The sequence below is a fragment of the Aeromonas veronii genome (assembly GCA_041319085.1).
GTDB lineage: Bacteria > Pseudomonadota > Gammaproteobacteria > Enterobacterales > Aeromonadaceae > Aeromonas > Aeromonas veronii_F.
In genome coordinates this window covers 3,832,466-3,854,236 of sequence record CP101033.1, presented here as the reverse complement: position 1 = coordinate 3,854,236, position 21,771 = coordinate 3,832,466, and the positions used below count along the sequence as shown (strand labels likewise).

The window sequence follows — 21,771 nt, the reverse complement described above, 5'->3', positions numbered from 1 at the left end:
TAGCGAAGCGTAATCGGACGATCGCGTAATTGGGTAATCGAGTATGTTGGGCTTCGCAGGCTCAGCACCAACCTACCGATGGTGTAGGTTGTGGTTGAGCGTAGCGAAGCCCAACGTTTACTGCGTAATCTCTTTTTTCCTCCCCCTCATCCCCGACCCTTCTCCTCCTTTTCTAATAAACGGGAGAAGGGAGGTTTGGCCCCGTGGCTATATCTCGAATTTACACGCGATTGCCAATGCCATCTGCCCGATGCTGCTTGATCCCCTCTCCCTCTGGGAGAGGGTAGGGTGAGGGGATCGGATTGGCACAATATGCTGTACTTGGTCACCCCTCTTGCTCCGCCTGATAATCCCATCCCCCAAATGACTGAATCGTGAGTTAAATCCGGTAAATGGGGCGCGCTTGCGCCACACTTATAGCCACCCTGATTCAGCCTGCGTCGTGAGTGGCCGATAACCGGGGAAATGGTGGTGCTGTGGGGTTCTGGCTGACAGATTTGTGGCGATATGCCAAGGTGAACTCCTCACGACAACAGAGCGATTCCCCGTGGTGGCGCGGGATAGAAGAGGGATAGCCGCTATGCTGCAGGACAGTGACACGATCAGGATCTCGGATGTCAGCGAAGCCGTGGTGCACGGCATTCTGGAGGTGATCAGCGATGGCATCTGGGATTGGCATGCCAATACCGGTTTTGTCTATCGCAACCCAGGTTGGTACCGGATGCTGGGTTACGAGCCCCATTCCCTCGGCAATACCGTCTTCACCTGGGAGAACGTGATCCACCCCGACGACCTGGCTGGGGTGATGGCGAAGTTCGATCTCTGCCTGAGCGGCAGCACCCACGAATATCGCGCCGAGTATCGTTGCCGCACCCGCGATGGCAGTTACCTCTGGATTGAGGATTGCGGCCACATCATTGAGCGCAATCCCGATGGGTCTGTGGCGCGGATGATCGGCGCCCATCGCGATATCCACGCCAGCAAGTTGTTGCTGGAGCAGCTGGAGCGGCACAATCAGTCGCTGGAGCAGCTGGTGGCCGAGCGCACCGCCGAACTGGTGCGACTCAACGAAGTACTGCAACAGAAGGCAGAAGAGAATCGTCAGCTGGCAGAGACCGATGCCCTGACCGGTGCAGCCAACCGTTATCGGTTGGAGCGGGCGTTGCAGCTGGAGTGCGATCGGGCCCGCCGCTTCCATCAGCCTTTTACGGTGATCGCCATGGATGTGGACAACTTCAAGCAGATCAATGACTACTATGGCCACAACGCCGGGGATCAGACCCTGATCAACATAGTAGCGCTGGTGCGCCGCCATATCCGCGAGATCGATCTGCTGGCCCGCTGGGGCGGTGACGAGTTTATGGTGCTGCTGCCCAATACCGGCCGCGAGGATGCGTTGGTAGTGGCGAGCAAGGTGCAGGCATTGATGGCGAGCGAGCCCATCTGCCCCCACGCTCCCGCTACCATGAGCTTCGGGCTGGCGGAGTATCAGCAGGGGGAGCAGAAGGAGAGCCTGATGGTGCGCGCCGATCGGGCGCTCTATCAGGCCAAGCAACTGGGCAAAGACCAGATCTGCTAACGGTGCAGAGTACGGAAAAAGAGCAGCAAAAAGGGCCGTAGGCGTGAAACCTGCGGCCTTTTTGCATCTGCTTGCATCTGCGCACATTGGCCGCCGGGCCCCTTGACCTGCCCAGTGATTTCAGGGAAAAGAAAAGGGCGGTGCTATCAGCGCCGCCCAATGCCAGGAAAGAGAAAAAACCTTACGGTTTAAAAGATAAAAATTTGGAAGCAAACAATCGATTTCTCAACCAGGAAGGGTCTTGAATTCGATACGTTCCGATTATGCGCGATGTTCTATGCAGCACTAGCAAAATGTTTGCGGGTTGAAAGATATGCACTGTCTGGTGTCATATTCTGCGACCTCTACGTTCAACTGGTCTGTCCTCACGGGAGTATGCGGCGATTTTTTCTCTTGGCTGTTTTTTCGGTGTCAATATCTGAGCCTTGAAGGTAAAAGCAGGTCAGAAGCTGAATTGGCATAACCATGCAATGAAAGTGCGATAACAAGGAAGAGTGGCATGACCTACAGCCAGACCCTGGCCAACAATATTCTCGACACCCTGAAGAAGACCCTGACCGACAAGGGGATCCGCTATCAGACGCTGGCGGAGGCGATGGGCGTCTCCATCGCCACCGTGAAACGGATGATGAATAAACCCTCGCTGCCGTTCGATACTCTGCTGGAGATCTGCCATCTGGTGGGGCTCTCGTTCGAGGAGTTGCTGGATCGCACTCAGGATGCCCAGAGCCGCCGCGCCGTCTTCACCCAGGAGCAGGACGAGGCGTTTCACAACGAGCCGGGGCTTTACGCCTTTCTCGCCAATATCTTCTGGCGCGACAAGACGTTGATCGATCTGAAACGGGAGTACGGCCTGACCGATGCCTCTTGCTACCTCTATCTGCGCAAGCTGGAGAAGCTCGGCATCCTGCAGCTCGGTATCGACAACAGTTACCACTTCCTGATCAGCGAGCGGATCAGCTTCGAGCAGCACAGCCGTTTCGCCCGTCAGCAGGCACGGCAGGCAATGTCAGTGCTGGGGGAGTATCTGGTGGAGAACATGCACAAGTCGAACAACTATATGGCGCTCTGCCAGCTGCACCTCAACGAGGGGGAGGCGATGGCGCTGATCGACCGGATGAAGGAGTATTGGCATCAGGAGATCAAGCTCAACCGCCCCGCCATCGGCCAGCAGGAGCACGCCAAGACCTACACCATGTCGCTGCAACTGGCCGACTGCGGCTACCAGAGCTTCGACGACATGATCCCCAATATCGACAACTGATCCCGGCGGATCCTGCGGGATCCGCCGTGTTGGAGTCTGGTTATTCCGTGAATAGAACGGTATGCGATCTGCCTGTGTTCGGTTGCAGCGCCCGGGTATCGAGGCCGATGCGGATCGCCACTGTGCTCGGCAGTGCTCTGGATATTTTCCCTAATCGGCGACCCGGGTTTGTTGCAGCTTGCCTGCGATCGGTTGCAACGCCCGGGTATCGAGACAGATACGGATCGCATCTGGCCGCCAGTGCTCGATATCGCAATCCACCAGACCACCCCGCTCGTCATAGTTGACCCGCACCAGCCGCAGCACGGCGCTCCCCTCCGCCAGATTGAGGGCGCGGGCGATGGCGCCCCGCGCTGCCGAGGGAGTGATCTCGAGACTCGCCCCGCCCTGGCCTATGCCATAGCGCTGCTGATAGAGCTCGGTGAGGGAGCTGGCCAGCGGCGTGCTGGCGATATCGGGAAAGCGGCTCGCCAGCAGGTGGTGGCTGACGTGAAGCACAGGGCGACCGTCGATCAGCCGCTGGCGGCGGATCTCATAAAGTGGAGTGAAGGGTTCCAGCCCCATCCAGCGACACAGTTCGCTGCTGGCAAGCTCGCTGCCGTGGGCCAGCACCCGGGTTTCGGCGGTGCGCTGCTGCTCGCCGATCCACTGGTGAAAGTGGGTGTGGATGGCGGGATCGTAGGTGAGGCGGGGTGGTGCCACAAACCAGCCGCGCCGCTCGGCTCGGTAGATAAGGCCGTCTGCTTCGAGGCTGGAGAGCGCCTCCTTGATGGTGATACGGGTGGTGGCGAAACGCTCGCTCAGGGCCCGTTCGGCGGGTAGCTGCTGCCCGGCCCCCAATTGGCCGCTGCCGATATAGCGGCGCAGGGTCTGACAAATCTGTTCGCATTTGGAGGAGGATCGGCCATCGGCCATGCTCTGTTCGTTCACTCTCTGCTCGCTCAATCTCGGCTCGGTCACACTCTTGTCCCTGTTGCTTATTCAGAAGGCGGATGACTGGAGTAGTCCAGCCTCACTCGGGTTCAGAGTTGTAACCGCTGTGGATGACAGCGTCATGACAGGGTGATTGTCATCAAACTGCCATTAAAGCGCCCCGCCACCGTCATATTTCCCCTCTAGCATCCCTCTCGAACCTTAACTGACCTAGTCCAGAGGGATGGGATGATGAAAAGCGTGATCGCAAGTGCACTGGCCATGGTGGCCATCAGCCAACCGTTGTTTGCCACAAATAGCTATGCAGCCGACAATATCGCGGATCTCGAGAAGGCCGCCCGTGGTGAAGGCCAGCTCCACAGCATCGGCATGCCCGACAGCTGGGCCAACTGGAAGGATACCTGGCAGCAGCTGGGCAGCATCTACGGCATCAAGCATCAGGATACCGACATGAGCTCGGCGCAGGAGATCGCCAAGTTCGCCGCCGAGAAGGCCAATGCCACCGCCGACATCGGTGACGTGGGCGGCGCCTTCGGGCCGGTTGCGGTCAAGCAGGGTGTTACCCAGCCCTACAAACCCTCCACCTGGGCTGATATTCCCAACTGGGCCAAGGATGCGGACGGTCACTGGATGCTGGCCTATACCGGCACCATCGCCTTCCTGATCAACAAGGATCTGGTCAAGGCCGCCCCCACCAGCTGGCAATCCCTGCTGGGTGGCGATTACAAGGTGACCCTGGGTGACGTGGGTGTTGCCTCCCAGGCCAACAACGGCGTGCTGGCGGCGGCCTATGCCACCGGCGGCAGCGAGAAGAATCTCAAGCCCGCCCTGGAGCTGTTCGGTCAGCTGGCCAAGCAGGGCCGCCTGTCGCTGAACGACCCGACCATCGCCAACATCGAGAAGGGCGAGGTGGAAGTGGGTGTGCTGTGGGACTTCAACGCCCTTAACTACCGCGACCAGATCGACCCCAAGAAGTTTGAGGTAGTGATCCCGAGCGACGGCTCCGTCATCGCCGGTTACACCACCATCATCAACAAGTGGGCCAAAAACCCCAACGCCGCCAAGCTGGCGCGGGAATACATCCTCTCCGACGCCGGTCAAATCAACCTGGCCCGTGGCTACGCTCGCCCGATCCGCAGCAACGTGACCCTGCCGGATGACGTGAAGGCCAAGCTGCTGCCGGCCGAACAGTATGCCAATGCCAAGCCGGTGCAGGATCATGCCGCCTGGGAGCAGAGCTCCAAGGCCCTGCCGCGCCAGTGGCAAGAAACCGTCATGATCAACATGCAGTAAGGGAATCCAGTGCAACACAAGGTGATAGTGGTACTTGTGGATGGCCTGGCAGCCGAGGTAGCCCACACCATGGGCTACCTCGGTGGCATGGTGGAGGCGGGGCGGGGCCTGCATACTACCCTGAATGCTGCCCTGCCGTCTCTCTCCCGACCCCTCTACGAGTGCATTCTGACCGGCGTGCCGCCGGTGGTGAGCGGCATCACCCACAACGGGGTGAGTCGCCTCAGTCTGCATGACTCCATCTTCCATCTGGCCCGTGCCGCGGGCAAACGCACCGCAGCGGCGGCCTACCATTGGGTGAGCGAACTCTACAACCGCAGCCCCTGGCTGGCGGCCCGTGATCGCTTTACTCACGACGAGCAGTTGCCCATCCAGCACGGCTGCTTTTACTGGGATGACAACTATCCCGACAGCCATCTGCTGATGGATGGGGAATGGCTCAGAACCCAATATGACCCCGATTTTCTGCTGATCCACCCGATGGGGGTGGATGATGCAGGCCACAAGTTTGGCCTCGATTCCCGCCAGTACCGCAATCAGGCGCGCCGCATTGACAGCTTGCTGGCCGATCTGCTGCCCCAGTGGCTGGCGGAGGGGTATCAGGTGGTAGTCACCTCGGATCACGGCATGAACAACGACCTGAGCCACGGCGGCACCCTGCCGGAAGAGCGCGCGGTGCCGCTCTGGCTGTTTGGCGATGCCTTTATCGAGCGCTGGCCGGATGGGGTGGTGATCGCCCAGACCCAGCTCTGCGCCCTGATGGCGGATTTGCTGGGCATCCCCCACGACAAGCCGGTAGCTCCACCGCTGCTCAAGGCGGCCTTTATGCGCGAGGTGCACTGATGATGCCTGCAACCACCGAGATCCTGGTGGATCAACCCGTGGCAACCAAGCACAAGGTGCGCCGCCACTGGCTGCCCGCGCTGGTGCTGCTGCCCTTTGTCCTCTTGATGATCCTGTTCCAGCTCGCCCCCATGGTGTGGGTGCTGGTGGGCAGTTTTCAGACCCCGGATGGCTGGGGCCTCGACTACTATCGGGAGATCCTGAGCTCCCCCTTCTACCTGCAATCGTTCGGCAACTCGCTGCGTATCGCCGGTATCGCCAGTCTGGCGGGGCTTGCCATCGGCACCCTCGGGGCGGCGGCGCTGCGCCACAGCGGTGAGCGGGTCAAGCGGGTGTTGCTGGCCTTTGTCACCATGACCAGCAACTTCAGCGGGGTGCCGCTGGCGTTCGCCTTCATCATCATTCTCGGCATCAATGGCGCGGTGACCCTGCTGCTGAAATCCTGGGGATTGATCAACGGCTTCAACCTCTACTCGGGGTCGGGCCTTATTCTCATCTACACCTACTTCCAGATCCCGCTCGCCCTGCTGCTGCTCTACCCGGCCTTCGATGCGCTGCAGGATGAGTGGCCGCAGGCTGCCGCGCTGCTGGGGGCGAGCAAGGGGCAGTATGTGTGGCACGTGGCGCTGCCGGTGCTGACTCCCGCACTGCTCGGCACCCTGATCATCCTGTTTGCCAACGCGGTGGGGGCCTATGCCTCTGCCTACGCCCTCACTACCGGCAACTTCAATCTGGTGACCATCCGGGTGGCCAGCCTGGTCTCCGGCGACATCTTCCTCGAGCCCAATATGGCGGCGGCGCTGGCGGTGATCCTGATGGTGCTGCTGGGGGTAGTGACGGCCGCCAACCAGTGGCTGCTGAAAAAGAGCTATGTGAACAAGGGGCAATCACATGCATGATTTGACGCCGCGCTGGCCCAAGTGGGTGCTGGGTGGGCTGGTTGCCACCCTGCTGCTGCCGCTGCTGGCCACGTTTCTCTACTCCATCTCCACCCGCTGGGGGGCAACCCTGCTGCCGGATGGCTTCACCCTCGACTGGTATCTGAAACTGTGGGGCGACCCGCGCTTTCTCGCGGCGTTTGGCCGCAGTCTGCTGGTCTGCTTCGCCACCCTGCTGCTGGGCACTCTGGTGCTGGTGCCGACCGTGCTGGTGGTGGCCTACTACTTCCCCAAGCTGGATCCCTGGATGAACCTGCTGATCCTGCTCCCCTTCGCGGTGCCACCTGTGGTCTCGTCAGTGGGGCTGCTGCAGATCTACGCCGACGGCGTTCTGCCCATTATCGGCACACCGTGGATCCTGATCGGCACCTGGTTCACCGTGGTGCTCCCCTTTATGTACCGGGCGCTGGCCAACAGCCTGCAGGGTGTACCGCTGAAAGATCTGATGGATGCCGCCCACCTGCTGGGGGCAAGCAGCGCCCGCGCCTTCCTGCTGGTGGTGATCCCCTGCCTGCGCAAGGGGCTACTGGCGGCGCTGTTTCTCTCCCTCTCCTTCCTGCTCGGTGAGTTCGTGTTTGCCAACATGCTGGTGGGCACCCGTTACGAGACCCTGCAGGTCTACCTCTACAACATGCGTTCAACCTCGGGCCACCTCACCAGCGCACTGGTGATGAGCTACTTCCTGCTGACCCTGCTGCTCACCTGGGCGGCCAACAGATTTCATCGGTGATCCAAGATGTTTCATTTAGAAGTGAATCAACTGCACAAATCCTATGGCGACACCAAAGTGTTCGAGGGGATCGAATTCGGCATTCGCAAGGGGGAGCTGGTGACCCTGCTCGGCCCCTCTGGCTGTGGCAAGTCCACCCTGCTGCGAGCGCTGGCCGGGCTCACTCCGGTGGATGGCGGTCAGGTGCGGGTGGCCGGTGAAGAGATCACCTGGCAGGCGCCCCAGAAGCGCGGCATCGGCATGGTGTTCCAGAGCTATGCGCTGTTCCCCAACATGACGGTGTGGGACAACGTCGCCTTCGGCCTCAAGATGAAGCCCCAGCCGGGGCGGGAGCTGGCGGCCAGCGTGCAGGAGGCGCTGGAGCTGGTGGAGCTGACCGGCTTCGAGCGCCGCTATCCGGCCGAGCTCTCCGGCGGACAGCGCCAGCGGGTGGCGCTGGCTCGTGCTTTGGTGGTGCGGCCAAGGATCCTGCTGCTGGACGAGCCGCTTTCGGCGCTGGATGCCCGTATCCGCCGCAGCCTGCGCCAGCAGATCCGCGAGATCCAGCAGCGCCTCGAACTCACCACCATCTTCGTGACCCACGATCAGGAGGAGGCGCTCACCCTGTCGGATCGGATCTTCCTGATGAACAAGGGATCCATCGTCCAGAGCGGCACGCCGGAGCAGATCTATACCCGTCCCGCCAGCGAGTTTGTGGCGGGCTTTATCGGCAACTACAACCTGCTCGGCGCCGAGCAGGGCAAGTCGCTGTTCGGCCCCCGTTTTCAGGGCAAGCTGGCGCTGCGACCGGAGTCCATCACCCTGCTGCCCGCCGGGGCGACCAGCAGCGAGCCCAGCCTGCCCGGCATCGTTCGCCAGCAACAGCTGCTCGGCAACGTGATCCGCTATCAGGTGGAGTGCGAGGCGGGGCTGTTGACGGTGGATTGCCTCAACCGCTCGGCTGGCGATCTGCTGGCCACCGGCAGTGCCGTGACCCTGGCGGTGGCCCGGGATCAACTCTGTGAGGTAGCATGACGCCTCGTTTCATTTTCGTTGTTACCGCAAGGAGCCCGCATGGCACTGGCACTGTTTGATCTGGACGAGACCCTGATTGCCGGGGATTCTGCCAGCCTCTGGCTGGAGTACATGGTGGCCGAGGAGCTGGCCCCGGCGGGCATGGTGGCCGAAGAGCAGGGGATGATGTCCCTCTACCATCAGGGCAAGATGGACATGCACCAGTACATGGCCTTCACCCTGCAGCCGCTGGCGGGTAAGTCGCGCCAGTGGCTCAGCCAGCAGTGTCACCACTTTGCCGAGCAGGTGCTGCGCGAGCGCCTCTACCCGGAGGGGTTGGCGCGTATCGAGTGGCATCGGGAGCGGGGCGACGAGCTGGTGCTCATCTCCGCCTCCGGCGAGCATCTGGTTGCCCCCATGGCGAAGATGCTGGGGATGGATCACTGTGTGGCAATCCTGCTCGATGAGGAGGAGGGGATGCTGACCGGTCAGACCCGCGGCACCCTCAGTTTTCGCGAAGGCAAGGTGGCCCGTATCAACCAGCTGTTTGCCAGGCGGGAGCTGCTCTGGCAGGGGAGCTTTGGTTACAGCGACTCCCACAACGATCTGCCCATGCTGCGGGCGGTGAGCCATCCTCATGCGGTCAATCCGGCCCCTGCGCTACGCCAGTGCGCCTCTGAGCTGGGCTGGCCGGTGTGGGAGTGGCAGCGCTGAATCGCGCGCCACACAGGCTTAACGTGCGGCAAGAAGCACGAAAAACAAAGAGAGAGGCAGGTGCCTCTCTCTTTGTTTTTGCTGACGGTGTGGTGGTTGATGCTGGCCGCTGTGGCTACCCCTCGTTGGTTTGTCGCCGGGGCTCGCCAAAGGCGGGAATCTCTTCCTCGGCACTCTGGTGAGGGGCGTGGCGCAGCGGGAAGCAGATGCGATTTTTCCCCTCCCGCTTGGCCTGATAGACCCCCTTGTCGGCCAGCTCCACCAGCTCTTTGGCCGAGAACCCGGTGCGGCTGAAGGCCACCCCGCCGCTAATGGTGATGGTGAGGCCGGTTTCGCGCCACTTCAGCTGTTCAACCCCGAGCCGGAACGCTTCCAGCAGGGAGGGCAGTATTGGCTGCTCTTCGCCGTAACGGAAGATCAATACCAGCTCCTCGCCGCCGTAGCGGCAGAACCAGCCCCACTCGTGGAACAGGCTCATGCCCAGCTTGCTAGTCCGTTTGAGTACCATGTCGCCGGTCTGATGGCCATAGTTGTCGTTGACCTGCTTGAAATTATCCAGATCGAACATCACTACCCCGACAGAGGCGCCGTTGCTGATCTGTTGTTGCAGGCACTCGTCGAAAAAGCGGCGATTGTAGAGGCCGGTAAGCTTGTCCTGATTGGCTTGCTGACGGATCTGGGCAAAGTCCTGGCTGGCGGCATCCATCTCTTCATAGACCTTGGCCAGCTCCAACATCCGGCTACCGCTGTAGGCGATACCGCCGGAGCGGCTGGCACGTATCAGCTTGGTGATCTCCCCCAGCATGCGGCGGAAGTAGCGAGCCCAGAGCAGGGCCAGCAGCAGATAGAGAATGCTGGCGAGGGCAATCATCAGCTGCACGTTGACAGAGACGCTATCGATCACCTGCTGCATGCTGGCGGTTGGCTCAATGCTGAGCAGGATCCAGCGCTGCTCGGGGATGTGGTAGTAAGAGACCATCATGCCGCTGGCGTTATCGAGGAAGAATCCCTGTTCATCGTGCATGCGAGCCAGCCAGCCGGATTGTTCGAGCGGTTTGAAGACTTGTTCTCGATCCGGATGGGCCAGTACCAGCCCGTCATGGTTGAGCAGGATCTGATAGCCCTTGCCCAGATGATGACTCTGCTCGTGCCGACTGTTGAGCCAGCTGGCGAGAGGGGTGAGTTGGGTATCCAGTGAGAGCACCCCGACCCGTTTGCCGTCAGGGTCTTCAATCACTCGGGCCAGTGCCATGGTGAGGGTACCCAGGGTGTAGTCGTAATAAGGTTCGGTCCAGACAATCTGTCCGGGATGGCTGGCGGCCAGCAGATACCAGGGGCGGGTTCTGGGATCGAACTTCTCATCGGCCTGCCAGGAGGGATAGATCAGTATCTGGTGATGTTCGGTACCCACATAGACGTAATCAAGCTCCATCACCTTGTGATAGGCCTGCCACTGCTGCAGGTAGCGCTCGCCGTTGCGGATCTCCGGGCCGCTGAAATCCTGATAATTCACCTGCTGATAAATCAGCGTAAACTGGCGTTTGAGTGTCGCCAGATAGGGTTCGATCAGGGTGTGGAAATACTGGGTGTTGCGAGCAATCAGGTTCTGTTGCTGCTCGTGGCGCAGGGTGCGCTCCATATGCAGGTAGTAGATGCTGCCGAGCAGCAATACGGGGATAAAGAGCAAGAGGAGGCCCAGCCGCATGCGGGTGATCAAAGACCAGGTGTTCTTGGGCTTGCCGGGAGACATGAACAGATCCTTTTCGGCTCGGGTGACACCAGCATATATGATGCTGTGCTGCTCGTCTAAAGGCAGCAAATGAGATTTTTCCGATGCTGAACCACGCTCTGCTCTTCATGACTCATTACGGCAACATAGCGCTGTTGATCCTGGCCCTCTGTGCCGAATATCTGATCTTTCGGCGCGGTCTGAACATGCGCGGGGGCGCCGTCTGCTGCTGGCAGATAGCGTAGCAGCGCTGGCGCTTTTTTCCCTCTTTGCCACCGGTTGTCTGCTGGTTCTTGAGCATGCCTGCTCGGTGGTGGAGCTCTTTGCCCATCCTGCCCACGGTCTCAAGATGGGGCTGTTTCTGCTGATTGTCGGCTCCCTCGACTACCCCAGTCGCCTCTTCTATCGCTGGCGTCGCGCCCTGCGTCTGGGCAAGGCGCCAATGATCTCCATCCGGCAGCACTTCCGGGTGGTCTGGGTCCTGCGGGGCAATCTGGTACTGCTGGCCGTGCTGACCAAGCCTCCGCAGCTTTAACGTGAGCGGCAGTGGGGAGCACAGCCGCGCAGTGCGTGGCGACAAAGAGTGAAGACAAGAGGATAGGGAGGCAGGTATCTTGGATCGGATAACCCGTCACGCGCCGATTTAAGGAAGAATCCCATGCGCTCCAACCTGATGTTGCTGATGGCTGCCACCATCTGGGGTATGGGCTTTGTCGCCCAGCGCCTCGGGATGGATCACATGGGGCCCTATACCTTCAATGGCCTGCGCTTTCTGCTCGGCGCTCTCTCCCTGCTGCCGCTGCTCTGGTGGCTCAAATCCCGACAACCTGTTGCTGTCGCGGGCGACCATCGCCAACTGCTGATCGGTGGCGTGCTGGCCGGGCTGGTGCTGTTCTGCGCCGCCTCCCTGCAGCAGGTCGGGCTGCTCTATACCACCGCCGCCAAGGCCGGTTTCATCACCGGGCTCTACATCATTCTGGTGCCCGTGCTGGGGCTGCTGCTGCGCCACAAGAGCGGGCTCAATACCTGGATCGGCGCCATCATCGCGCTGGCCGGTCTCTATGTGTTGAGCGTCACCGACGAGTTCACCATCGGCTTTGGCGACTTGTTGCAGGTGGTCGGTGCCCTGTTCTGGGCCATTCACCTGCTGCTGGTGGATCACTACTCCAACCGGGTTGCCCCCATCAAGCTGGCCGGGGTGCAGTTCGTGGTCTGCGGCCTGCTCAGCCTAGCTACTGCTTTTGTTATCGAAACCCCGACTGTTAGCGGCGCCGTGGCCGGTTGGCAGGCGCTGCTCTATGCCGGGCTGGTGTCGGTCGGGGTCGGTTATACCCTGCAGGTGGTGGGGCAGCGGGGCGCCCATCCGGCCCACGCCGCCATCATCCTCAGTCTGGAGACCGTGTTTGCCGCCGTGGGTGGCGTGTTGCTGTTGGGTGAGACACTGGACGAGCGCGCCGTCGCCGGTTGCGCCCTGATGCTGGCGGGGATGCTGATCTCCCAGATCCGCTTGAGATGGTGGTGGAAGTCGCGCCGGGACAAGGTGCCAGTGACCAAGTAAACCTCGCTCTGCCTGCATAACAAAAACGCCCCGACAGTCGCAATGCTGATCAGTTAAGGATCCATTGACCGATCCTTCTGCTGTAGGACAATCCGGAACCAATCACTGGTTCCGGATTTTTTTATGTCTATTGCAAACGACCTGAGCGATGTTGTTGAGACATCTGGCGACATGCTGGCTCGGCTGGCAATTTTTGCCGACCATATTCCCGACGAATGGATTACTGCCGCTGCCGCCTTGTCTGAAAAGGCCACTATCCGCCGACGCCGCTTACCTTCTGATATGGTCTTGTGGCTCGTCGTGGGGATGGCCTTTTTCCGTAATGAGCCCATCTCCGAGGTCGCTCGGCGCCTCAATATCTGTGCAGAAGGGTTGGCCAATGACGCCTTGCTCGCGGACAGTGCCCTGTCTCAAGCCCGTCAGCGACTCGGCAAACAGCCGCTCGAGTGGCTGTTCAAGCAGTGTGCCGATGTGTGGGGACGGGAACGTTATCCTGAAGACCAGTGGCACGGTTTACAGGTCTTTGCCATCGATGGAGCCCTGTTTCGTACCCAGGATATGCCTGAACTCAGGGCGCATTTCGGCTCGGGTAACACGTCAACCAACCGGCAGACACCCTATCCAATGCTGCGGCTGGTCACGCTGATGAATGTCCGCTCGCATGTCATTGCCAACGCGGCCATCAGCCCTTATCGCAAAGGGGAAATCCCCCTGGCCAGTGAGTTCATTCACTCATTGCCGGACAAGTCGGTGACCCTGCTGGATAAAGGTTTCTTCGGTGCCGACCTGTTGCTACGAATTCAGGCCGAAGACACCGACCGTCACTGGCTCATCCCGGAACGCAAGGGGCTGGTATACACGGAACTGGAGCGCTATGGCGACGGTGACCGTCTGTTGCAAATGACGGTCTCGCCTCAGGCACGCAAGAAAAACCCGGCGTTGCCGACGCACTGGCAAGTTCGCGCAGTGACCTACGAGGTGGCAGGCAAGGAGAAAACGGTCTTTACCTCCCTGCCCGTAACCCGATTCAGCGCAGCGCAGGTGGCGACCCTGTACCACGAGCGCTGGGAAATCGAGTTGGGATACCGGGATATCAAAAGTGCGATGCAGCACAACGCCATCACACTGAGAAGCAAGAAAGTGGACTTGGTTTATCAGGAACTGTGGGGTTTGCTGCTTGGATACAATCTGGTCAGGCGGGAGGCGAGCCAGGCCGCCGTAGCTCATCAGCGAGCGCCCAATGAGGTGAGCTTCAAGTTTGCCTGTCAGTTCATCGCGAACCAGATGGCAGTGATGGCGGGCGCGATATCGCCAGCCCATACCCCACGGAGGTTGGCGGAGTTGCGGGGGAGCATAGGCGTCATGTTCATAGAAAAACGCCCCAGGCCATCGAGACCCAGGGCGGTGAAGATATCAAAGACCCGCTTTCCGGTAGATCGCAATGCGGCTCCGCTTAAGTGAACAGCATTGCCCGACAGTCGGGGCGTTTTGCATGGTGGTCGCTCGGTCAGGCGCGCTGATCCAGCTCGCGCTCCAGCTCTACCGCCTTCTGACGGGCCGGATGGGTGTTGAGGCGCTGCCAGTAGGCTTGCAGGTGCGGGAAGTGGGCCAGCCGGCCGCTTTGCGCCAGCAGATCCACCAGGAAGGAGTTCATGATGTCGGCGCCGGAGAGGCGATCCCCCACCAGATAGTGTCGGGTTGCCAGTACCTCATTGAGGTAGCCCAGCACCTTGGCACACTCCGCCTTGGCGTAGTCCGGCAGGAAGCGCATCGGGCTGCCATCCTTGCGCACGAACATGTCGAGCAGCAGCGGCAGGATGCCGGAGCTCTCGGCAAAGTGGAGCCACTGCAGGTATTCAGGATAGTCGGGGCTATCTGGTGCCGGTGCCAGCCGTTCGGCGGCGTAGCGGGCGATCAGGTACTCGGTGATGGCACCCGATTCCGCCAGCACCCGGCCGTTGAGCTCGATGACCGGCGACTTGCCGAGGGGGTGAATAGCCTTGAGCTCGGGCGGTGCCAGAAAGGTGGTGGCATCGCGCTGATACGCCTTGATCTCATAGGGTTGGCCCAGCTCTTCGAGCAGCCAGATGATGCGTTGGGAGCGGGATTTGTTCAGGTGGTGCAGGACTATCATAACGACCTCGATTCGGTGGCAGGATGGGGTGTACGAGCGGGCGAGGGGGGCGGTTCACCGGCAGCAAAAAAAGAGCGGGCTGATGCCCGCTCGCTTAACGCCTGACTCAGGCCTCCAGCGCCTGATCCAGATCCGCCAGAATGTCTTCGATCGCCTCGATCCCGACCGACAGCCGGATCATCTCCGGTTTCACCCCAGCCTTGGCCTGCTCCTCCTCGCTCAACTGGCGATGGGTGGTGGAGGCTGGGTGGCAGGCCAGCGACTTGGCATCGCCGATGTTGACCAGCCGCTTGAAGATCTTGAGCGCATCGTAGAAGCGCACGCCCGCTTCATAACCATCCTTCAGACCGAATGAGAGAATGGCCGAGGGGCGACCGGCCATGTACTTCTCCGCCAGCAGATAGTGCGGGTGACCCGGCAGACCGGCATAGCTGACCCAGGCCACCTTGGGATGATGTTTGAGGTGGTTGGCGACCCGCAGGGCGTTATCCACGTGGCGCTCCATGCGCAGGCTCAGGGTCTCCAGCCCTTGCAGTAGCAGGAAGGCGTTCATCGGCGCCAGCGCCGCGCCGGTATTGCGCAGCGGCACGGTACGCACACGCCCGATAAAGGCAGCCGGGCCAAAGGCCTCGGTATAGACCACCCCGTGGTAGGAGGGCTCGGGTTTGGTCAGCTGCGGGAAGCGCTCAGCGTGATCCGCCCAGGGGAACTTGCCCGAGTCGACTATGACGCCCCCCAGCGAGTTGCCGTGGCCGCCGACATATTTGGTCAGGCTGTGCACGACTATGTCGGCGCCGTGCTCGATGGGCTTGCAGAGTACCGGGGTGGCGACCGTGTTGTCGACGATGAGCGGTACGCCACGGGCGTGGGCTGCCTTGGCCAGCGCAGCCAGATCGACGATGTTGCCCGCCGGGTTGCCGATGCTCTCGCAGTAGACCGCCTTGGTCTTGTCGTCGATGAGGGCGGCGATGGCTTCGGCGCTGTCATCCTTGGCGAAGCGCACCTCGACCCCGAAACTCGGCAGCATGTGGGCGAACAGGGTGTAGGTGCCACCATAGAGCTGGGGCGTGGAGACAATGTTGTCACCGGCGGCGGTCAGCGCCTGAATGGCGTAGGTGATGGCGGCGGAACCTGCAGAGACCACCAGTGCGGCTATGCCCCCTTCCAGCGCGGCCATTCGCTGTTCCAGCACATCGTTGGTGGGGTTCATGATGCGGGTGTAGATGTTGCCCGGCACCGCCAGATTGAACAGATCCGCCCCGTGCTGGGCGCTCTCGAATTCGTAGGCCACCGTCTGGTAGATGGGCACGGCGACCGCCTTGGTGGTGGGGTCGCTGGAAAAGCCGTGGTGCAGGGCCAGGGTCGCATCTTTCATCACACACTCCTTGTTGGATGTTGCTTATGGCAGTTATAGATGGATAGACGTCCAATCTATCAGGCCCGTGGCCGATGTAAACAGCAAGATCCGGCAAAGCAATGTCGCCCGCAGGGGATGCGCCTCCCGAGTGGCGGGCAGGCCTGCCGTACTCAGAGGCGACGGCGATACTCCTTGTCATCGATCTGGTTCATATCCCACTGCATCAGGCGGTTGAGCTGCTGCATGGGATCCTCGATGAGCGCCAGCGGGCGCGGCAGGATCCGCTTGAAGTAACGGCGCAAGGTCTGCTGGATCCGGTTCGGTTTGAGGGGGTTGGCGTGGCTCATTATGGTGCTCCTGTGCGGTGGTTCTCACGTTCATCAGCAGTATTGAGCTAAAATACGGAAGTAAAAACTGATGACATACAGCAAAAGGATTTCCTCTTTTATGCCGACCGGTCGCCTCTACCAGCAATTTCAACGACTCGCCCAGCTGCTTGGCAGCGAGGATCAGGAGATCAGCCTCGCCGAGGTGGCGGATCTGCTCTGCTGCACCCCACGCAACGCCCGCCTGCTGCTGCGGCGGATGCAGGATCAGGGCTGGCTCAGCTGGTCGGCGGAGGCGGGGCGGGGGCGACGCTCCCGGCTAACCCTGCTCGACAGTCAGGAGAGCCTGACCCGGCGCCGCTTGCGGGATCTGCTCAGTCAGGGCCAGTTGGCGCAGGCGGTGCGGCTGGCCGAAGAGCGCCTCGATCTGCTCACCCCGCTGCTGATCGAACAGCTCGGTCAGGCCACCCGCGAGGGGCGCCAGATCCTGCGGGTGCCCTACTACCGGCCGCTGCCGCAGTTGCTGCCCACCGGCCCGATGCGCCGCTCCGAAATTCACCTGAGCCGCCAGATCTTCAACGGCCTCACCCGGCGAAATGAGGAAAATGGGGAAATCGAAGGGGATCTCGCCCACCACTGGGAGTGTCTGGGCCCCTGTCACTGGCGCTTCTATCTGCGCCCGGCGGTGCGCTTTCACCACGGCCGCGAGCTGGTGGTGGAAGATGTGATGGAGAGTCTGCTGGCCCTGCGGGATCGCCCGCTGTTCGCCCACCTGGCTCGGCTGGAGAGCCCCTGGCCGCGCACTCTGGATCTCTATCTGGACAGCCCGGATCCCTGGCTGCCCCACCTGCTGGCAGAGCCGGTGGCCACTATCTTGCCGCGGGAGCTCAAGGGGGCGGCGGGCTTTGCCCTGCAACCGGTCGGCACCGGCCCCTACCGGGTGGCCGCCAACGATCCGCTGCATCTTTGCCTTACTGCATTCGACGACTACTTCGGCCTGCGCGCCCTGCTCGACGAGATCGACATCTGGATGCTGCCGGAGCTGGCGGAGCGACTGGAGACCCACCTGCAGCTGGGGCGCGACAGCCCTGAGCTTGGCACTATGCGCGGCGAGTCGGAGCTGGAGTCGGGCTGCTATTTCCTGCTGCAGGACGATCGTTCCGGATCCTTGCAGGATCCCGCTCTGCGCCAGTGGCTCGGCCAGCTGCTCAATCCGGTGGCCCTGATGGGGCGGGTCGCCCCCGAGTTGCAACGGGGCTGGACCAGCGCCCTCGGTCTGCTGCCCCACTGGCGCGAAGCGCTGCCCGCACCCTTGCCCACTCCGGCGCAGTTGCCGGGAAGACTGGTGCTCGCCTGCTTCAACCAGCATCTGGAGTTCAATGAGTGCGCCAACGCCATGAGCAGCCTGCTGGCCGAACAGGGGATCCGGCTTGAGGTGCGCACCCTGGATTACGGTCGCTGGGTGAGTGGCGAGGATGAGGATGTAGATCTCTGGCTCGGCACCCTCAACCTCGAACATGCCGGCCCCTTTGCCTCCTACGCCTGGTTGCAGGGCACCCCGCTGCTGCGCAAGGTATGGGGCAGCCAGCGCACCCTGTGGCAGGGATTGACGCAGTGGCGTGCCAGCGGCGAGGAGCCGGGGCCGCGTGCGCTGCTGGCAACTGTGCAGCAGCAGAGCCGATTCGTGCCGCTGTTTCACCACTGGCTGGCGCTGGAGAGCCGGGTCGGCGTGCACGGGGTGCGGATGACGGCACTCGGTTGGTTCGATTTTCGCAGCGCCTGGCTGCGCCCGGAGCTGGCCGTTGGCGCCGGCGATACAACGGGGGAGCTTGAGTCCAAAGGCGGGCCGCGTTAGCCTGAGCGCGGTCCAACGACAAGGAGTCGATATCCATGCTGGAAATGCAGATCCAACCCCGTTTTCAAGAGACTGATGCCCTTGGCCACATCAACAACACGGTGCCGGCGGTCTGGTTTGAATCGGCCCGCGACCCGCTGTTCCGCATCTTCTCCCCCGAGCTGGATGTGCACAACTGGCATCTGATCATCGCGGGCTACACGGTGCAGTTCAAGCGGGAGCTGTTCTACGGCCAGCAGGTATTGATCAAAACCGGGGTCCGCCGCATCGGCTCCAGCTCCTTCACGCTCTGGCAGGAAGCCTGGCAGGGGGACGAGCTGGCAGTGACCACCGAAACGACCTTGATCCATTTTGACTACCAGTCCCGCCAGTCCATCCCCCTGAGCGATCGCCACCGGGAGGGGCTGCGGGCCTGGCTGACAGAGAGTTAACCACGGGCCGGATGGCCCATCACAGGAGTGCTATGTACAACTCAATGCGCAACACAGCGATCGCGCTGACGCTGGGATTCTGCTCCCTCCCTTCTCTGGCCGCGTCTCTTGCCGAGCAGTTTACCCTGATGGAGAAGGGGGCCGAGCTCGCCCTCGATACCCGTCTGTTCAGCCACGATGGCATCGATATCAAAGCCTGGATCGATGGTGCCCCCATCATCATCGCCGTGCCCATCATGAACGAGCTGGGCAAGCTGGAAGGGGAGAGCCGCTACTACTTCAAGGGTGGCAAGCTGTTCGGGGTCAAAGAGCCCACCGCCCAGTTCGCCTTTGACGACAGCGGCAAACTGACCCAGTGGCTGGACGAGAAGGGCCAGCCTGCCGAGTTTGTCAGCAAGATGAGCATGCAGCAGCGCCAGGCGTGGCTCACCAAACGGGCGACCGAATTGAGCACGCTGTTTGTGCCGAGCGCGGCCGAGCAGCAGGCGGCCAAGGGCGACGTCAAGCTGAAAGGGGCTGATCTCGCCCATTGGCTCTGCAACGACAGGCTGATGGCGCTCGCCCACGGCGACAAGGTGATCTTCGAGCCGGAGAAGCTGAAAATTGGCGAGCTGGGGATCGAGGGGGAGGTCTCCCTGCGTCAGGAGAAGGGGTGGCAGGCGCTGAGTCTCAAGTGCGAGGTGCAGGCCAGCCAAGTGACCCGCCTCACCTGGCAGCCGCTGCCGGGAGCCAACAAGCCGCTGTAAGTGCGGTTGCAGCATGAAGTTAGGGGGCCCAGATGCGGGCCCCCTGTTCATTGCGGCGACGACGCTTCTCCGCCCTGCGGTTTATTGCCACGCCACCAGCTGATACTGCTTCTTGCCCCGGCGCAGCAGCAGGTAGCGACCAAACAGCCGGTCGGCCGCCGTCAGTGGCTCATCCCGGCGGATCTCGCCGTTGAGGCTGATGGCGCCCGCCGCCAGCAACTCCCGGGCAACCCGCTTCGAACTCGCCAGACCGCTCTCCACCAGCAGAGTCACCAGATCCGTTTCCCCCTCGATACGGCAGCTCGGCATGCCATCCTGCGCCAGCTGGGCCAGATCGCTCTCGCCGAGGCGGGCCACATCGCCGCTAAACAGCAGTTCGCTGATGCGCTGCACCGCCGCCAGCGCCGCCTTGCCGTGCACCAGCTCGGTCAGCTCGTTCGCCAACACCTGCTGGGCCAGTTTACTCCCCTGCCGCTTGGCGTCTTCCGCCTCCAGTGCATCAATCTCGCTCAGCGACATAAAGCTGTAGTAGCGCAGGAAGCGGTAGACATCCTCATCCGCGGTGCCGAGCCAGAACTGGTAGAAGGCGTAAGGGGAGGTGAGCGCCGGATCGAGCCAGACCGCGCCCCCCTCGGTCTTGCCAAACTTGGTGCCGTCCGCCTTGGTGATAAGGGGCAGGGTCATGCCGTGCACCTGTGCCTGATGGAGACGACGGGTGAGATCCATGCCGCTGGTGATATTGCCCCACTGGTCGTTGCCGCCAATCTGCAGGGTGCAACCGAGCCGCTGGTGCAGCACCGCAAAGTCGTAGGATTGCAGCAGAGCGTAGGAGAACTCGGTGAACGAGATGCCCTGATCCGGGCGAGCCAGCCGCTGACGCACCGATTCCCGCGCCAGCATGGCGTTGACCGAGAAGTGCTTGCCGATATCCCGCAGAAAATCGAGGGCGGACATCTGCCCCATCCAGTCGCCATTGTTGACCAGTTGCGGGGCCGACAGGCCCTCATCGGCGGGCAGCAGCGCCCTGATCTGGGCAGACAGGCTGGCGACCCAACCCTGCACGGTATCGGCACTGTTGAGGCTGCGCTCGGTCGCCTTGAAGCTGGGATCGCCGATAAGACCGGTCGCCCCGCCCACCAGTGCCACCGGGGTGTGGCCCGCCAGCTGGAAGCGGCGCAGCATCAACAGTGGCACCAGATGACCGATATGCAGGCTGCAAGCGGTGGGATCGAACCCACAATAGACGGTGCGCGGGGTGGCAAGATGATCGGCCAGGGCCGCGGGGTCGGAATTCTGGGCCACAAGGCCGCGCTCGGTCAGTTCATCGAGCAGGTGGGGGTTGATCATGGGTTCTCCAACAGCAGGGGGAAAAGCCGTCATCCTCGCCGTTCTGGCTGGTGGCGGATATGTCCCCTGAGAGACAGTTTTGCCACTCTCGTGCTAGCATTCAGTCATAGCGGGGAATCGCTCCCCGTCACCGGAAACGTGCCACCATGACCCAGCCATTCACCACAGATGCCTTGACCTGCAGCATGACCGAGGTAGTCGATGCCCTGCACAGCAGCGCCTTTCCGGCGGCGCTGGTGCGGCTGATCCAGCAACAGGTGGCGTTTGATTGCGCCCTGCTGCTCGGGGTGGGGCAGCGGCCCGTCTACCTCTACGACAACCTCAACCATCAGCGGGCTCTGCTGTTTGATCGCTACCTCACCAGCCACTTCAGTCAGGATCCCTTTATGCAGGCGCTGGAGCAGGGCTTGCCTGCCGGCGTCTGGACCCTGGCGCAGGTCTCCCAAGGGCGGCTTGATCCCGAATATCGCCACCACTTCTATCAGGCCACTGGCTGGCAGGAGGAGGTGGGGCTGATCCTGCCGGTGCGGGACGGACTGACGCTGATGCTGTTTCTCGGTCGCCTCGACAAGCGCAGCACCCTGAGCCAGAGCGAGCTGGCGAGGCTGGAGCAGCTGTTCCCGCTGGTGCATTCGCTCTGTCGTCAGCAGTGGCGGCAGAGTCAGCCGTTGCTGGCCCAGAGCACTGCACTGCCAGACAGCGCCAGCCTCAAGAGTGCGGTGGAGCAGGCGATGGCGAGTGTTGGGGGGGATCTGCTCACCCGGCGTGAGCGGCAGGTGGCGGAGTTGCTGCTGCTGGGGCTGGATACGGAGGCGATTGCCGCGGAGCTCGGGATTGGCAGCGGTACGGTGAAGAATCACCGCAAGCATCTCTATGGCAAGTTGCGGCTCGGCTCGCGGGCAGAGCTGTTCAATCTCTTTCTGAACCACCTCATTACGGCGCCGATGGAGGCATCCCCCGTTTCATCGATGGGAGATACAACGAGCCCACCATAGGGCGGG

The 21,771-nt window shown here is 61.7% G+C and carries 22 protein-coding genes; 16 read left to right on the top strand and 6 right to left on the bottom strand.

Features of this window, described 5'->3' with window-relative positions; genetic code table 11:
- Window positions 1-580 precede the first annotated feature (580 nt).
- Together NMD14_18390 and NMD14_18385 are read left to right on the top strand one after the other, a co-directional pair.
- Complete coding sequence (locus NMD14_18390; GenBank protein ID XEI32648.1) at window positions 581-1,579, top strand: sensor domain-containing diguanylate cyclase; 999 nt, start codon at window positions 581-583, stop codon at window positions 1,577-1,579.
- Window positions 1,580-2,078: 499 nt separating this feature from the next.
- Entirely contained in the window at window positions 2,079-2,843 is a 765-nt protein-coding gene (locus NMD14_18385; GenBank protein ID XEI32647.1) for a helix-turn-helix transcriptional regulator, read from the top strand.
- A 150-nt stretch (window positions 2,844-2,993) separates the two neighbouring features.
- Here NMD14_18385 and NMD14_18380 read toward each other — a convergent pair whose 3' ends face one another.
- Window positions 2,994-3,824: a UTRA domain-containing protein gene (locus tag NMD14_18380; GenBank protein XEI34798.1), complete on the bottom strand. Its 831-nt coding sequence runs from the start codon at window positions 3,822-3,824 to the stop codon at window positions 2,994-2,996.
- A gap of 183 nt (window positions 3,825-4,007) precedes the next feature.
- On the opposite strand from NMD14_18380, the gene NMD14_18375 reads away from it, so the two are divergent.
- Genes NMD14_18375 through NMD14_18350 form a run of 6 tightly spaced genes read left to right on the top strand, consistent with a single transcriptional unit; the run spans window position 4,008 to window position 9,287 of the window.
- Window positions 4,008-5,069 carry an extracellular solute-binding protein gene (locus NMD14_18375; GenBank protein XEI32646.1) on the top strand — a complete coding sequence of 354 codons (1,062 nt, stop codon included), beginning with the start codon at window positions 4,008-4,010 and terminating at the stop codon, window positions 5,067-5,069.
- A 9-nt stretch (window positions 5,070-5,078) separates the two neighbouring features.
- Window positions 5,079-5,912 (top strand): alkaline phosphatase family protein, encoded by an 834-nt coding sequence (locus NMD14_18370; GenBank protein XEI32645.1) that lies wholly within the window; start codon window positions 5,079-5,081, stop codon window positions 5,910-5,912.
- Complete coding sequence (locus tag NMD14_18365; protein ID XEI32644.1) at window positions 5,912-6,811, top strand: ABC transporter permease subunit; 900 nt, start codon at window positions 5,912-5,914, stop codon at window positions 6,809-6,811. Before NMD14_18370 ends, NMD14_18365 begins: the two co-directional genes overlap by 1 nt.
- Window positions 6,804-7,580, top strand: a complete 777-nt coding sequence (locus NMD14_18360; GenBank protein XEI32643.1) for an ABC transporter permease subunit — start codon at window positions 6,804-6,806, stop codon at window positions 7,578-7,580. Before NMD14_18365 ends, NMD14_18360 begins: the two co-directional genes overlap by 8 nt.
- A 6-nt stretch (window positions 7,581-7,586) precedes the next feature.
- Window positions 7,587-8,594: an ABC transporter ATP-binding protein gene (locus NMD14_18355; protein ID XEI32642.1), complete on the top strand. Its 1,008-nt coding sequence runs from the start codon at window positions 7,587-7,589 to the stop codon at window positions 8,592-8,594.
- A 39-nt stretch (window positions 8,595-8,633) separates the two neighbouring features.
- A complete protein-coding gene (locus NMD14_18350) occupies window positions 8,634-9,287 on the top strand; it encodes an HAD-IB family hydrolase (protein ID XEI32641.1) in 654 nt (217 codons plus the stop codon).
- Between the two features lie 115 nt (window positions 9,288-9,402).
- On the opposite strand, the gene NMD14_18345 is transcribed toward NMD14_18350, so the two are convergent.
- Entirely contained in the window at window positions 9,403-11,037 is a 1,635-nt protein-coding gene (locus NMD14_18345) for a sensor domain-containing diguanylate cyclase (GenBank protein XEI32640.1), read from the bottom strand.
- Between the two features lie 83 nt (window positions 11,038-11,120).
- Between NMD14_18345 and NMD14_18340 the strand changes: the two genes are divergently transcribed.
- From NMD14_18340 to NMD14_18325, 4 genes are all read left to right on the top strand, one after another.
- The gene (locus NMD14_18340) at window positions 11,121-11,261 is read left to right on the top strand and encodes a hypothetical protein (protein XEI32639.1); all 141 of its coding nucleotides are present in this window, start codon (window positions 11,121-11,123) and stop codon (window positions 11,259-11,261) included.
- 5 nt (window positions 11,262-11,266) lie between these two features.
- On the top strand, window positions 11,267-11,551 hold the full coding sequence (locus tag NMD14_18335; GenBank protein ID XEI34797.1) for a DUF2214 family protein: 285 nt from the start codon (window positions 11,267-11,269) through the stop codon (window positions 11,549-11,551).
- A gap of 123 nt (window positions 11,552-11,674) precedes the next feature.
- Window positions 11,675-12,574 (top strand): DMT family transporter, encoded by a 900-nt coding sequence (locus NMD14_18330; protein ID XEI32638.1) that lies wholly within the window; start codon window positions 11,675-11,677, stop codon window positions 12,572-12,574.
- A gap of 123 nt (window positions 12,575-12,697) precedes the next feature.
- Entirely contained in the window at window positions 12,698-14,035 is a 1,338-nt protein-coding gene (locus NMD14_18325; GenBank protein ID XEI32637.1) for an IS4 family transposase, read from the top strand.
- Between the two features lie 46 nt (window positions 14,036-14,081).
- Here NMD14_18325 and NMD14_18320 read toward each other — a convergent pair whose 3' ends face one another.
- The 3 genes from NMD14_18320 to NMD14_18310 form a co-directional block, all read right to left on the bottom strand.
- Window positions 14,082-14,708, bottom strand: coding sequence for a glutathione S-transferase family protein (locus tag NMD14_18320; protein XEI32636.1), 627 nt, complete (start codon window positions 14,706-14,708; stop codon window positions 14,082-14,084).
- 106 nt (window positions 14,709-14,814) lie between these two features.
- On the bottom strand, window positions 14,815-16,083 hold the full coding sequence (locus tag NMD14_18315) for an aminotransferase class I/II-fold pyridoxal phosphate-dependent enzyme (GenBank protein ID XEI32635.1): 1,269 nt from the start codon (window positions 16,081-16,083) through the stop codon (window positions 14,815-14,817).
- Window positions 16,084-16,235: 152 nt separating this feature from the next.
- A complete protein-coding gene (locus NMD14_18310; protein ID XEI32634.1) occupies window positions 16,236-16,412 on the bottom strand; it encodes a hypothetical protein in 177 nt (58 codons plus the stop codon).
- Window positions 16,413-16,512: 100 nt separating this feature from the next.
- Between NMD14_18310 and sgrR the strand changes: the two genes are divergently transcribed.
- The 3 genes from sgrR to NMD14_18295 are packed head-to-tail and all read left to right on the top strand — an operon-like array spanning window position 16,513 to window position 19,423.
- Window positions 16,513-18,246 carry an HTH-type transcriptional regulator SgrR gene (gene sgrR / locus NMD14_18305; protein ID XEI32633.1) on the top strand — a complete coding sequence of 578 codons (1,734 nt, stop codon included), beginning with the start codon at window positions 16,513-16,515 and terminating at the stop codon, window positions 18,244-18,246.
- Window positions 18,247-18,281: 35 nt separating this feature from the next.
- Window positions 18,282-18,677 carry an acyl-CoA thioesterase gene (locus tag NMD14_18300; GenBank protein ID XEI32632.1) on the top strand — a complete coding sequence of 132 codons (396 nt, stop codon included), beginning with the start codon at window positions 18,282-18,284 and terminating at the stop codon, window positions 18,675-18,677.
- A 44-nt stretch (window positions 18,678-18,721) separates the two neighbouring features.
- Entirely contained in the window at window positions 18,722-19,423 is a 702-nt protein-coding gene (locus tag NMD14_18295) for a hypothetical protein (protein XEI34796.1), read from the top strand.
- Window positions 19,424-19,504: 81 nt separating this feature from the next.
- On the opposite strand, the gene tyrS is transcribed toward NMD14_18295, so the two are convergent.
- The gene (gene tyrS / locus NMD14_18290) at window positions 19,505-20,770 is read right to left on the bottom strand and encodes a tyrosine--tRNA ligase (protein XEI32631.1); all 1,266 of its coding nucleotides are present in this window, start codon (window positions 20,768-20,770) and stop codon (window positions 19,505-19,507) included.
- Between the two features lie 146 nt (window positions 20,771-20,916).
- Between tyrS and NMD14_18285 the strand changes: the two genes are divergently transcribed.
- Complete coding sequence (locus NMD14_18285; GenBank protein ID XEI32630.1) at window positions 20,917-21,765, top strand: helix-turn-helix transcriptional regulator; 849 nt, start codon at window positions 20,917-20,919, stop codon at window positions 21,763-21,765.
- Window positions 21,766-21,771 lie beyond the last annotated feature (6 nt).

Coding starts and splice junctions, on each gene's coding strand:
- NMD14_18365 (XEI32644.1), top strand. CDS start 5,912: ATGATGCCTGCAACCACCGAGATCCTGGTGGATCAACCCGTGGCAACC.
- sgrR (XEI32633.1), top strand. CDS start 16,513: ATGCCGACCGGTCGCCTCTACCAGCAATTTCAACGACTCGCCCAGCTG.
- NMD14_18375 (XEI32646.1), top strand. CDS start 4,008: ATGAAAAGCGTGATCGCAAGTGCACTGGCCATGGTGGCCATCAGCCAA.
- NMD14_18345 (XEI32640.1), bottom strand. CDS start 11,037: ATGTCTCCCGGCAAGCCCAAGAACACCTGGTCTTTGATCACCCGCATG.
- NMD14_18310 (XEI32634.1), bottom strand. CDS start 16,412: ATGAGCCACGCCAACCCCCTCAAACCGAACCGGATCCAGCAGACCTTG.
- NMD14_18320 (XEI32636.1), bottom strand. CDS start 14,708: ATGATAGTCCTGCACCACCTGAACAAATCCCGCTCCCAACGCATCATC.
- NMD14_18360 (XEI32643.1), top strand. CDS start 6,804: ATGCATGATTTGACGCCGCGCTGGCCCAAGTGGGTGCTGGGTGGGCTG.
- NMD14_18325 (XEI32637.1), top strand. CDS start 12,698: ATGTCTATTGCAAACGACCTGAGCGATGTTGTTGAGACATCTGGCGAC.
- NMD14_18390 (XEI32648.1), top strand. CDS start 581: ATGCTGCAGGACAGTGACACGATCAGGATCTCGGATGTCAGCGAAGCC.
- NMD14_18385 (XEI32647.1), top strand. CDS start 2,079: ATGACCTACAGCCAGACCCTGGCCAACAATATTCTCGACACCCTGAAG.
- NMD14_18315 (XEI32635.1), bottom strand. CDS start 16,083: ATGAAAGATGCGACCCTGGCCCTGCACCACGGCTTTTCCAGCGACCCC.
- NMD14_18295 (XEI34796.1), top strand. CDS start 18,722: ATGCGCAACACAGCGATCGCGCTGACGCTGGGATTCTGCTCCCTCCCT.
- tyrS (XEI32631.1), bottom strand. CDS start 20,770: ATGATCAACCCCCACCTGCTCGATGAACTGACCGAGCGCGGCCTTGTG.
- NMD14_18355 (XEI32642.1), top strand. CDS start 7,587: ATGTTTCATTTAGAAGTGAATCAACTGCACAAATCCTATGGCGACACC.
- NMD14_18285 (XEI32630.1), top strand. CDS start 20,917: ATGACCCAGCCATTCACCACAGATGCCTTGACCTGCAGCATGACCGAG.
- NMD14_18300 (XEI32632.1), top strand. CDS start 18,282: ATGCTGGAAATGCAGATCCAACCCCGTTTTCAAGAGACTGATGCCCTT.
- NMD14_18340 (XEI32639.1), top strand. CDS start 11,121: ATGCTGAACCACGCTCTGCTCTTCATGACTCATTACGGCAACATAGCG.
- NMD14_18330 (XEI32638.1), top strand. CDS start 11,675: ATGCGCTCCAACCTGATGTTGCTGATGGCTGCCACCATCTGGGGTATG.
- NMD14_18350 (XEI32641.1), top strand. CDS start 8,634: ATGGCACTGGCACTGTTTGATCTGGACGAGACCCTGATTGCCGGGGAT.